Origin of the sequence: Pseudoalteromonas luteoviolacea, from assembly GCF_021654285.1 — a bacterium.
Taxonomy (GTDB): Bacteria; Pseudomonadota; Gammaproteobacteria; order Enterobacterales; family Alteromonadaceae; genus Pseudoalteromonas; species Pseudoalteromonas luteoviolacea_J.
The window spans coordinates 35,506-46,395 of the sequence record NZ_JAKFZS010000038.1; the positions used below are offsets into that span (position 1 = coordinate 35,506).

Consider the following 10,890-nt stretch of genomic DNA (forward strand, 5'->3'; position numbering starts at 1 on the left):
TACCTAAAAAAATCAACTTTGCGAAGATTCCTTGCTTTATAAGGATGACAAAGCCCCCCAGTTTTATATAATTGGCGATTATTTTTGTTAATTACGATAGCTATAGGCTGGATAGCACTTTTTCATGCAAGCCTAAGCAAATAGGAACGATATGCGCTCTATATACTGCGGAAATTTAAATAAGGACCACGTAGGTCAAGAAGTCGAATTATGTGGTTGGATCAATAAGCGCCGTGACTTAGGTGGATTAATTTTCGTCGACTTAAGAGACCGTGAAGGCTTGGTTCAAGTTGTTTTTGACCCAGAAGTTGAAGGCTTGATGGACGTTGCAAATACGCTGCGTCAAGAGTTTTGTGTGAAAGTGACAGGTAGTGTGCGTGCAAGACCTGACAGCCAAGTTAACAAAGACATGGCAACCGGTGAAGTTGAAATCTTGGGCACAGGCCTTGAGATCATTAACCGTTCTGAGCCTTTGCCGTTAGACTTTAACCAGCAAAACTCAGAAGAGCGTCGTCTAAAGTACCGTTATTTAGACCTTCGCCGTTTAGAGATGAGCGATCGTATTAAGCTACGTGCAAAAGCATCAAGTTTCGTGCGTCGTTTCTTAGATACTAATGATTTCCTAGACATTGAGACACCAGTACTGACGAAAGCAACACCTGAGGGTGCGCGTGATTATTTAGTACCAAGCCGTGTACACAAAGGCAGCTTCTACGCATTGCCGCAATCACCACAGCTGTTCAAGCAGTTGTTAATGATGTCTGGATTCGACCGTTATTATCAAATCGTAAAATGTTTCCGTGATGAAGATTTACGTGCTGACAGACAACCAGAATTCACCCAAATCGATTTAGAAACGTCATTCATGAGTTCTGATCAAGTGCGTGAAGTCACTGAGCGTATGATCCGTGAAATGTGGCAAGAGCTACTAAACGTTGATCTTGGTGAGTTCCCAACCATGCCATATGCTGAAGCGATGCGTCGTTTTGGTTCAGACAAGCCTGACTTACGTAACCCATTAGAGCTTATTGACGTTGCTGATATTGTTAAAGATGTCGAGTTCAAAGTTCTAGCGGGTCCTGCTAACGATGAAAAAGGTCGTGTTGCAGTACTAACAGTCCCAGGCGGTGCTGAATTATCTCGTAAGCAAATCGACGAGTACACTAAGTTTGTAGGTATTTACGGCGCGAAAGGCCTTGCTTGGATGAAGGTTAATGACCGTGAAGCAGGCATGGAAGGTGTGCAATCACCTATCGCTAAATTCCTAAATGAAGATGTGATCAGTGCATTACTAGAGCGCACTAACGCGCAAACAGGTGACATCATTCTATTTGGTGCAGATAAGCGCAACGTGGTGAACGAAGCGATGGGTGCACTGCGTCTGAAAGTTGGTTTGGACAGAGAGATCACTGATCTGAACAAGTGGGCGCCACTTTGGGTTGTTGACTTCCCAATGTTTGAAGAAGATGACGAAGGTAACTTGCACGCGGTACATCACCCGTTCACAGCACCAAAGGACATCAGCGCACAAGAGTTAGAAGCAAATCCAGCTGTGGCGATTTCTGATGCGTACGATATGGTGCTTAACGGCTATGAAGTCGGTGGTGGTTCTGTTCGTATCCACAATAACGAGATGCAACAAGCAGCATTCAGAATTTTAGGTATTGAAGAGCAAGAGCAGCAAGATAAGTTTGGCTTCTTACTTGACGCACTAAAATACGGTACACCCCCACATGCTGGTTTAGCGTTTGGTCTTGACCGTCTAGTAATGCTTCTATGTGGTACAGATAACATTCGTGACGTGATTGCATTCCCTAAAACAACTCAGGCGTCTTGTTTAATGACCAATGCGCCAAGCGTTGCAAACCCAGATGCACTGACTGAGCTTGCAATTGCAGTACAAGCACAGCAAGAACAAAGTGAAGAGCAGTAGTCACTGACTTACTTTGAAAAGGCGGCTTTAATAGCCGCCTTTTTTGTTTAACAACTGGAAATCCATACAGTATTTTGGCATGATGTTGAAAAAAGCAAAGAGGGCAGTGCCTTGGCAGTTATTTTGGGCATAGACCCTGGTTCGAGATTTACAGGTTATGGTGTTATTGAGCATCAAGGTGCAAAGTTTAAATACTTAGGTAGCGGCTGTATTAAAGTTGGAGAGCATGATTTTCCGACTCGATTAAAAATGATCTTTCAAGGCATTAGTCAGTTGATAGAACAGTTTTCTCCAGACAGCTTTGCGATAGAGCAAGTATTTATGGCACATAACCCAGACTCAGCGCTGAAGCTTGGACAAGCTAGAGGTGCCGCCATTGTTGCAGCCACTATGCAAGATGTGGTTGTACATGAATATTCGGCAAGGCAGATCAAACAGGCTGTGGTGGGCACCGGTGGAGCAAATAAGTCTCAGGTGCAAGAAATGGTAAAACGCATTTTAAAATTACCGGGCACCCCACAAGCAGATGCTGCCGATGCATTGGCAATTGCAATTTGTCATGCACACTCTGAACAAAACTTAATTCGCTTAGCAGGCAATGCTAAAAAGACAGTTCGTGGAAGGTTAAGATAATTATGATAGGTAAACTCAGTGGTACTTTATTAGAAAAGCAGCCGCCAGAAATTCTCATTGATGTAAATGGGGTAGGCTATGAAGTACAAATGCCGATGACTTGTTTCTACGAGCTGCCAAGTACGGGTCAGCCAGCAGCGATTTTCACACACTTTGTTGTTCGTGAAGACGCTCAGCTGTTATTCGGGTTTAATAACAAAACAGAGCGTGCTTTATTTAGAGAGCTGATTAAAGCAAATGGTGTGGGCCCCAAACTTGCGCTCGCTATTTTGTCAGGTATGTCAGCTGAGCAATTTGTGCAGTGCGTAAATCATGGTGATGCATCTACGTTAGTTAAAATTCCAGGTGTAGGCAAAAAGACCGCAGAGCGTCTAGTCTTAGAAATGAAAGACAAGTTAAAAGACTTTGGTCATGACTTGTTTACGCCATTTAGTGATAAGGCTGTTATCCCGCCACAGGACGATCCTACTGTGGGAAATTTACCCGCTGATGACGCCATTGCGGCGCTAGTGGCGCTGGGCTATAAAGCTGCTCAGGCACAAAAAGCAGTTAAAGCTGTTAAAGGCGATGGTTTAGATACTGAAACCATTATCAAAGAAGCGCTTAGGTCTATGATGTAATTATGATAGAAGCTGACAGACTAATTGAGCCCGAAGTTCAGGGTAATGAAGAACAAATTGATAGAGCGATTCGCCCAAAACTACTGAGTGATTACACGGGGCAGCCTCATGTGAAACAGCAAATGGAAATTTTCATTGAAGCTGCGCGCACACGTGAAGAAGCGCTGGACCACTTATTGATTTTTGGTCCGCCTGGGTTAGGTAAAACAACCCTTGCAAATATTGTAGCCAATGAGTTGGGTGTGAACATTAAAACAACATCAGGCCCAGTACTCGAAAAAGCGGGTGATTTGGCTGCTATGTTGACCAACCTTGAAGAAGGTGATGTGTTATTCATTGATGAGATCCATCGTCTTAGTCCGCAAGTGGAAGAGATTTTATATCCAGCGATGGAAGACTATCAGTTAGATATCATGATCGGAGAAGGGCCAGCAGCACGTTCTATCAAATTGGATTTACCGCCATTTACATTGGTTGGTGCGACGACTAGAGCGGGATCGTTGACTTCACCGCTCAGAGACCGTTTTGGTATTGTGCAAAGGCTTGAGTTTTACTCAGTGGATGACTTGTCACAAATTGTCAGCCGTTCTGCACATTTTTTAAATTTAGAAACAACCGAAGAAGGCGCCCGTGAAGTTGCCAAAAGGGCACGCGGTACGCCGAGGATCGCAAACCGCCTGTTACGTCGTGTCCGTGATTTTGCTGATGTAAAAGGTGATGGCAGCGTTGATAAAACCATTGCTAACCAAGCATTAGATATGGTTGACGTCGATAAATGTGGTTTTGACTATATGGACAGAAAGTACTTGCTGGCCATTATAGAGAAGTTCACCGGCGGACCTGTGGGCCTTGATAACCTTGCTGCGGCAATTGGTGAGGAGAAAGAGACGATAGAGGATGTGATAGAGCCATACCTGATCCAGCAAGGCTTTATACAACGTACGCCGAGAGGGCGAATAGTATCCGACCGAGCATATCTACACTTTGACCTTTCTAAAGAATAGCAGCGATTAAGCCATCGTACTTACGATGGCTTTTTTAATTGTATTCATTTGAATTTGCTAGCCCTTCAATCTGAACTTAAATTTCAGGCAAAAAAAAGCCCGCACATATGTGCGGGCGAAAACAACAAGTTGAAGGAAGTAATCCAGGGAACTGATGAGTCTGTTAAGGTTTTATCCAAAAGGTTCTCATCAAAAGCAACAGAGTAAATCAGAACTCTATCACTCGGTAACTGGCTTTGCATTGCGTTAAGCAGTGCGCTCAGTACAGGGTGTATATTAGAGATCTTATGGATTATTATCAAACTAGAAAAATTATATCTTTCAGATAAAAATAACTAATGCGAATGCTATTTACCATTTTTTACATTGGTAGAATATGCTGATATCAGTAGGTGTATCTAATTGATTTAAATGAATTTGTACTATTTATGCGCAAAATGTGAATATTAGATAATTTGTTGTTAATTGGTATTACCAATGGTGTTTTGAGCATTTATTCGCGCAAAGTGAATAAATCCCTTACTTTATGCATTCTGAGTAAATAATTACGCTTGCTTTGTCGGTTAGGAATAAAAATGTTAATTAATCAGTAAAAGCGGAAAATAAAATGATTTAAATGCTGAAACAAACATATGGGGTTATAAAGGTCTTGCTAACTTAGACATTGTGCTATTTATCGACATTTAAGCTAATTTTATAGCTTTGTCGTTGTAAGGCCTTATTTGTGTGGTTAAACTACCTGAACCTTTTGTCGTGCTTGAAGTCTATCTGTTTAAAGGCGCCATGCCGGGTACACAATATTATTAGGAGTGTTAAAACGTGGAATCGGGTTTAAATTTCATCGATCTAATTTTAGAAGCCAGTGTGTTGGTTCAACTTGTTATGTTGACACTCGTTGGTATGTCCATCGCGTCATGGGCGATTATATTCCAGCGCCGTTCGGTGATAGCAGAAGCGCAAAGCGAAGCCCGAAAGTTTGAACAACAATTTTGGTCAGGTATGGACTTAGGCAAATTATACAATGAAATCACCGCTCGCTCAGGCAGTTCTAAAGGGTTAGAAGCACTGTTCGTGGCAGGATTCAAAGAATTTGCAAGACATAAAAAGAATAATACAGGCTCGGCGAACATGATTTTAGATGGCACACACCGTTCTATGCGTGTTGCTTTATCCCGTGAAGTAGAAAAACTAGAAACCAGTTTGTCATTTTTAGCAACCGTTGGTTCTATTAGCCCTTACATCGGTCTATTCGGTACGGTTTGGGGTATTATGACGGCATTTATCGCTTTGGGTAATGTGCAGCAAGCAACGCTGCAAATGGTCGCGCCCGGTATTGCAGAGGCACTGATTGCAACAGCAATGGGTTTATTTGCTGCGATACCTGCGGTAATGGCTTATAACCGATTCGCAAAACACGTTGAAAAGCTAGAAGTAAACTACGCCAACTTTATGGAAGAGTTTGCCAATATCTTGCATCGTCAAGCTGCCACATTAGTGGAGACGAAAGCCAATGTATCAGCCTAAAAAAAGAAGACCGGTTGCAGAGATCAATGTTGTTCCCTACATTGATGTCATGCTGGTGCTGCTGATCATTTTTATGGCGACAGCACCGCTTATTACCCACGGTGTCAAAGTGGATTTACCACAAATGCAGGAGTCTGATTTAGTCGAGACTAAAGATGCGCCGCCTATTATTGCCAGTATCGATGCAGAAGGCCGTTATTACGTGTCTGTTGGTACCGATCCTGAAGCGCCAATGGATGCAGTTGAAGTTGCCGCGGTAATTAAATTAAAGTTGCAACAAAATCCGGATACGCCAGTGATGATCAAAGGTTCTGGTCGTGTTTCCTATCAAGAAGTTTTGTTGCTTATGGACTTTTTGAAAAATGCCGGTGTGCCTTCTGTTGGCCTGATGACCAAATCGTTTGAGGATAATTAATGGATGCGTTAACAAGCGGAATTATCAAGTCGTTTCTGCTTCACATCGCGTTAGCGGGTATGTTGTTTGCCTCAGCTAATTTGCAAATGTCTAAGCCTACGGTAATGCAGGTGCAATTAAACCCAGTTATGCAAGAAGAGCAGGAAAAAGCGGTTTCTGCTATTTCTGTGGACCAGCGTGCAGTCGAGCGCAAAATTGCAGAGCTCAAGCAAGCTGAAGACGCTCAAAAGCGTGCAGAAGAAAAACGTATCCGTGATTTAGAGCGTCGCGCGGTACAAGCACGTAAAGATCGTGAAGCGGAAGCAAGGCGCATTAAAAAGCTTGAACAGCAACGTCAAGCTAAGCTGGCTGAAAAGCGCAAAGCTGAAGCCCAAGCGAAAAAAGCCCGTGAGGTCGAGCAAAAGCAGCGCGCTGATGCAGAAAAGGCCAGAAAAGAAAGGCTACAAGCTGAGCAAGCTGCAAAAGCGGCAGCCGAGAAACGTAAATCTGAAGAGGATCGCTTAAGACAAGCAGAAGCCCAACGTAAGCGTCAAGAAGAAGAGGCGAAACGTAAAGCAGAAGCCGCTGAGCAAGCACGTCAAAAAGCATTGCAAGAGCAGCTGTTGCAAGAGCAGTTAGCACAAGAGCAGGCTGCACGTGCGAAAGTGAGGCAGCAACAAGTACTTGGCGAAGTGGACAAATATAAAGCCCTGATCATGCAGCGTATTCAGTCTAACCTATTAATAGACGAAAAAATGAAGGGTAAGCAGTGTCGTTTGAACATTCGTTTAGGCTTCAATGGCTTGGTTACTCAGGCTAATTCGTTAGGCGGAGATAAGTTAGTATGTGAAGCGGCACTACGGGCCGTTCGCATGGCAGATACACTGCCTGTTTCAAAAGACAAAGATGTGTTTGAACAACTTAAGAATATTAATTTAACGATTAAACCCAATCTTTAAAGGAAAACCATGTTAAAGCATTTAAAAAACATAGTTCTGGTTTTTGCTTTCAGTATGACAACACTTGCCCATGCGGCGTTAGAAATTGTCATCACTGAGGGCGTTGACAGTGCACGCCCTTTAGGTGTGGTGCCATTTAAATACATCGGTAACGGTGAAGCCCCTTCAGAGATTAGTTCGGTTGTTGCAGCAGATTTAATGCGTAGTGGTAAGTTTAAAGCGGTATCGGAAGATCAGATGCCGCAACTGCCAACCACAGATGAAGAAGTAGACTATGACGCCTGGGTTAATTTAGGTGTTGAAGCGATCATTGTGGGAACCATCACCCAACAGCCAGCGAATCGTTATTTGGTAAAATATGAATTGATTGATGTTTTACGTGCGCAGATCACAGGTGGTGAAACGCGCATGATGAGCAACGGCAAGTTAATGAAAAGCCAAGACCATATTTTGGAAAGCCGTCAGAGCGTGATTGACAGTGATTCATTTAGATACTATTCACATCAGATAAGTGATGTAGTTTATGAAGCCCTGACTGGTGAGCGCGGCGCATTTAGAACGAAAATTGCTTATGTGATTGTGCGAGAAGAGCAAGATAAGCCTTATCAGCTTGTGGTTGCTGATTATGACGGTTTTAATGAGCAAGTCTTACTGCGCTCAAAAGAGCCACTGATGTCACCTGCATGGTCACCTGATGGTAATAAATTAGCGTATGTTACCTTTGAAAATCGTCAATCTCAGGTCTATGTTCAAGATATATACACTGGTAAACGTGAAAAGTTAACCAGCTACCCAGGCATCAACGGTGCACCACAGTTCTCGCCAGATGGCTCACAAATGCTGGTCGTATTATCTAAAGACAAAGGCGGTGCGACAGAGGTGTACTTGATTGACTTAGAAACACGCGTCGAAAAGCGCTTAACTAAGCACAGAAGTATAGATACTGAGCCAAGTTGGCACCCAAATGGCCGAGAAATTGTGTATACGTCTGAAAGGGGTGGTAATGCCCAGATTTATAAGTTAAATTTAGATACTGGTAGATCTAGACGCGTCACCTTCGATGGTGATATGAACTTAGCGGGTTCAATTACGCCAGATGGTAAGCAATTAGTAATGGTAAATCGCACATTAGGTCAGTACCATATAGCAAAGAAAGAATTTGATTCAGGGCTGTTTCAGGTGTTAACTCGTACGAGACTCGATGAATCACCGAGTATTGCGCCGAACGGCTCTATGATTATTTACAGTACCCTGCATAATAATAAGCAGGTTTTGGCCCTGGTGTCGATGGACGGTCGCTTTAAAGCGAGATTGCCAGTACTTGACGGGCAAGTGAAGGCACCGGCCTGGTCGCCGTTTTTACAGTAATATTTACTGGTTAGACTTATAAAGATATAGGAATATACTCGATGCAACTTAACAAAACTTTAAAGGCTTTATTGGTAGCGTTGCCTGTAATGACTTTAGCTGCATGTAGCTCATCATCTGGTGATGTTGATGGTGGTGATAGCCAGCAGACAAATGCTTCTTCTAACAGCAATGACAAGGTTGATGTAGGCACAATTAAGCCTCAAATGACTGCAGAAGAGAAGCTACAGAAGAAATATGCTGATTTGCGTCAAGAGCAAATCGTATACTTCGACTTTGACCGCTCTACAGTACGTAGCGAATATGTTGAGTTACTACAAGCACACGCAGACTTCCTAGTGAAAAACCCAAGTGTAAAAGTACTTGTTGAAGGTCACGCAGATGAGCGTGGTACACCTGAGTACAACATCGCACTAGGTGAAAGCCGTGGTAAGTCAGTTGCTAAATACCTTGAGAGCCTAGGTGTTTCTGAAAGCCAAATCTCTGTAGTGAGCTACGGTGAAGAAAAGCCAATGGTTAAGTCGCGCACAGAAGAAGCTTTTGCTAAGAACCGTCGCGCGGTATTGGTATACTAATTTAGACAAGAGATGTTATGAAGCCGAAAACTATTTTGGCAGCCATCATCTTTCTTAGCGGGAGCTCCCAGGTTTTGGCAGCTCCCGCTACTGTTTATGATGCTGCAAATAATCAAAAGTCGCTTGAACAGCGCGTTGCCGAACTCGAAAAAATGATGACAAATCGTAATCGAGTACAGGCAGACCTTCAATTACAGTTGCAGCAATTGCAAGACGAAGTTAGCCAAGTTCGAGGTTTTACTGACGAGCAAAGCTATAAACTGGAAAAAGTATTGCAGCGCCAACGTGAGCTTTATCAAGAAATTGAAAACCGCGTTAGCCAAGTGTATGAGCAAACCAAATCTGACATTGCTGCGACGGCTATTCCTACTGTCGGCGAGCAAGCGGTGAGCTCTAACCTATCTGAGAATGAAGCTTATGATCGCGCGGTTGCTCTGATCATGAAGGATAAGCGCTATGATGCGGCGATCCCAGAGTTTCAAAGCTTTTTGCAACAATTCCCAGAGTCAGTATATATTCCTAATGCGCATTATTGGTTAGGCCAGCTACAATCTATAAAAAGCAAGCCTGCTGAAGCGATTAAGCACTTTACCATTGTTGTTGAGCAGTTCCCTGACTCAAATAAGCGCCCTGATGCGATGTTGAAGCTTGGCACATTGGCTGCGAATGCCGGAGACAAGGCAAAAGCGACGCAATTGTTCAATGCGTTGATAAAAGAATACCCAAGCACCACTGCTGCAAAATTAGCAACAGAGCGTTTATCTAAGCTGTAATAAGCTGCTTTATGAACACTGTGGTGTAAAAATAGGCGCTTAGACATAAAATTTAAAAAAAACAGCGTAATTCAGTTGCACTAGAATTTTAAATAAGTATTATAAGCGCCCGCAGCAGGCGATACGTTATAAACATCTTGCTGCAATGAGTGGGTCATTAGCTCAGTTGGTAGAGCAGTGGACTTTTAATCCATTGGTCGATGGTTCGAGTCCATCATGACCCACCACTTTTGCTTAATTTTGATATGAGCGGGTCATTAGCTCAGTTGGTAGAGCAGTGGACTTTTAATCCATTGGTCGATGGTTCGAGTCCATCATGACCCACCATCAAGCTTAAAATATCCCGAGCGGGTCATTAGCTCAGTTGGTAGAGCAGTGGACTTTTAATCCATTGGTCGATGGTTCGAGTCCATCATGACCCACCATTTTAAGTGTTATTCATATCCCCGAGCGGGTCATTAGCTCAGTTGGTAGAGCAGTGGACTTTTAATCCATTGGTCGATGGTTCGAGTCCATCATGACCCACCATTTAAGCATATCCATATCCAGAGCGGGTCATTAGCTCAGTTGGTAGAGCAGTGGACTTTTAATCCATTGGTCGATGGTTCGAGTCCATCATGACCCACCATTAGCTTAACCCTGGATATCAGAGCGGGTCATTAGCTCAGTTGGTAGAGCAGTGGACTTTTAATCCATTGGTCGATGGTTCGAGTCCATCATGACCCACCATTAAGCTTAAAATTTCCCGAGCGGGTCATTAGCTCAGTTGGTAGAGCAGTGGACTTTTAATCCATTGGTCGATGGTTCGAGTCCATCATGACCCACCATTTAAGCTTAATCAATTTCCCGAGCGGGTCATTAGCTCAGTTGGTAGAGCAGTGGACTTTTAATCCATTGGTCGATGGTTCGAGTCCATCATGACCCACCACTATTAAGCTAAAAATTTCTTGAGCGGGTCATTAGCTCAGTTGGTAGAGCAGTGGACTTTTAATCCATTGGTCGATGGTTCGAGTCCATCATGACCCACCATTCAAGTCTAAAACTTCCCGAGCGGGTCATTAGCTCAGTTGGTAGAGCAGTGGACTTTTAATCCATTGGTCGATGGTT

General features: G+C 43.4%; 10 protein-coding genes and 9 tRNA genes. All 19 read left to right on the top strand.

Annotated features, from left to right (window positions below; genetic code table 11):
- Positions 1 to 151: 151 nt before the first annotated feature.
- Positions 152 to 1,933: an aspartate--tRNA ligase gene (gene aspS, locus L1077_RS24310; protein ID WP_039607797.1), complete on the top strand. Its 1,782-nt coding sequence runs from the start codon at positions 152 to 154 to the stop codon at positions 1,931 to 1,933.
- 111 nt (positions 1,934 to 2,044) lie between these two features.
- The gene (gene ruvC, locus L1077_RS24315) at positions 2,045 to 2,566 is read left to right on the top strand and encodes a crossover junction endodeoxyribonuclease RuvC (RefSeq protein WP_046356426.1); all 522 of its coding nucleotides are present in this window, start codon (positions 2,045 to 2,047) and stop codon (positions 2,564 to 2,566) included.
- A gap of 2 nt (positions 2,567 to 2,568) precedes the next feature.
- Complete coding sequence (gene ruvA / locus L1077_RS24320; protein WP_237139406.1) at positions 2,569 to 3,186, top strand: Holliday junction branch migration protein RuvA; 618 nt, start codon at positions 2,569 to 2,571, stop codon at positions 3,184 to 3,186.
- Positions 3,187 to 3,188: 2 nt separating this feature from the next.
- Positions 3,189 to 4,190 carry a Holliday junction branch migration DNA helicase RuvB gene (gene ruvB, locus L1077_RS24325; protein WP_046356427.1) on the top strand — a complete coding sequence of 334 codons (1,002 nt, stop codon included), beginning with the start codon at positions 3,189 to 3,191 and terminating at the stop codon, positions 4,188 to 4,190.
- Positions 4,191 to 5,009: 819 nt separating this feature from the next.
- Positions 5,010 to 5,714 (top strand): protein TolQ, encoded by a 705-nt coding sequence (tolQ, locus tag L1077_RS24330; protein ID WP_039607801.1) that lies wholly within the window; start codon positions 5,010 to 5,012, stop codon positions 5,712 to 5,714.
- Positions 5,701 to 6,129, top strand: a complete 429-nt coding sequence (tolR, locus tag L1077_RS24335; protein WP_039607802.1) for a protein TolR — start codon at positions 5,701 to 5,703, stop codon at positions 6,127 to 6,129. The genes tolQ and tolR overlap by 14 nt, the downstream gene beginning before the upstream one ends.
- Positions 6,129 to 7,067 carry a cell envelope integrity protein TolA gene (tolA, locus tag L1077_RS24340; RefSeq protein ID WP_237139407.1) on the top strand — a complete coding sequence of 313 codons (939 nt, stop codon included), beginning with the start codon at positions 6,129 to 6,131 and terminating at the stop codon, positions 7,065 to 7,067. Before tolR ends, tolA begins: the two co-directional genes overlap by 1 nt.
- 9 nt (positions 7,068 to 7,076) lie before the next feature.
- Entirely contained in the window at positions 7,077 to 8,435 is a 1,359-nt protein-coding gene (gene tolB / locus L1077_RS24345; RefSeq protein WP_046356430.1) for a Tol-Pal system beta propeller repeat protein TolB, read from the top strand.
- Between the two features lie 41 nt (positions 8,436 to 8,476).
- Positions 8,477 to 9,010 carry a peptidoglycan-associated lipoprotein Pal gene (gene pal / locus L1077_RS24350; protein ID WP_237139408.1) on the top strand — a complete coding sequence of 178 codons (534 nt, stop codon included), beginning with the start codon at positions 8,477 to 8,479 and terminating at the stop codon, positions 9,008 to 9,010.
- A gap of 17 nt (positions 9,011 to 9,027) precedes the next feature.
- Positions 9,028 to 9,783 carry a tol-pal system protein YbgF gene (ybgF, locus tag L1077_RS24355; RefSeq protein WP_046356432.1) on the top strand — a complete coding sequence of 252 codons (756 nt, stop codon included), beginning with the start codon at positions 9,028 to 9,030 and terminating at the stop codon, positions 9,781 to 9,783.
- Positions 9,784 to 9,934: 151 nt separating this feature from the next.
- Positions 9,935 to 10,010, top strand: a tRNA-Lys gene (locus L1077_RS24360).
- 24 nt (positions 10,011 to 10,034) lie between these two features.
- Positions 10,035 to 10,110: transfer RNA gene (locus tag L1077_RS24365), tRNA-Lys, on the top strand.
- Positions 10,111 to 10,132: 22 nt separating this feature from the next.
- Positions 10,133 to 10,208: transfer RNA gene (locus L1077_RS24370), tRNA-Lys, on the top strand.
- 27 nt (positions 10,209 to 10,235) lie between these two features.
- Positions 10,236 to 10,311: transfer RNA gene (locus L1077_RS24375), tRNA-Lys, on the top strand.
- A gap of 24 nt (positions 10,312 to 10,335) precedes the next feature.
- A tRNA-Lys gene (locus L1077_RS24380) sits at positions 10,336 to 10,411 on the top strand.
- 25 nt (positions 10,412 to 10,436) lie between these two features.
- A tRNA-Lys gene (locus L1077_RS24385) sits at positions 10,437 to 10,512 on the top strand.
- A gap of 22 nt (positions 10,513 to 10,534) precedes the next feature.
- Positions 10,535 to 10,610 (top strand) — tRNA-Lys (locus tag L1077_RS24390).
- Positions 10,611 to 10,635: 25 nt separating this feature from the next.
- Positions 10,636 to 10,711: transfer RNA gene (locus tag L1077_RS24395), tRNA-Lys, on the top strand.
- Positions 10,712 to 10,736: 25 nt separating this feature from the next.
- Positions 10,737 to 10,812, top strand: a tRNA-Lys gene (locus tag L1077_RS24400).
- The last annotated feature ends 78 nt before the right edge of the window (positions 10,813 to 10,890 follow it).

Excerpts from the sequence above, each read along its gene's own strand:
- aspS (WP_039607797.1), top strand. The coding sequence starts at position 152 with ATGCGCTCTATATACTGCGGAAATTTAAATAAGGACCACGTAGGTCAA.
- ruvA (WP_237139406.1), top strand. The coding sequence starts at position 2,569 with ATGATAGGTAAACTCAGTGGTACTTTATTAGAAAAGCAGCCGCCAGAA.
- ruvB (WP_046356427.1), top strand. The coding sequence starts at position 3,189 with ATGATAGAAGCTGACAGACTAATTGAGCCCGAAGTTCAGGGTAATGAA.
- tolR (WP_039607802.1), top strand. The coding sequence starts at position 5,701 with ATGTATCAGCCTAAAAAAAGAAGACCGGTTGCAGAGATCAATGTTGTT.
- tolA (WP_237139407.1), top strand. The coding sequence starts at position 6,129 with ATGGATGCGTTAACAAGCGGAATTATCAAGTCGTTTCTGCTTCACATC.
- tolB (WP_046356430.1), top strand. The coding sequence starts at position 7,077 with ATGTTAAAGCATTTAAAAAACATAGTTCTGGTTTTTGCTTTCAGTATG.
- pal (WP_237139408.1), top strand. The coding sequence starts at position 8,477 with ATGCAACTTAACAAAACTTTAAAGGCTTTATTGGTAGCGTTGCCTGTA.
- ybgF (WP_046356432.1), top strand. The coding sequence starts at position 9,028 with ATGAAGCCGAAAACTATTTTGGCAGCCATCATCTTTCTTAGCGGGAGC.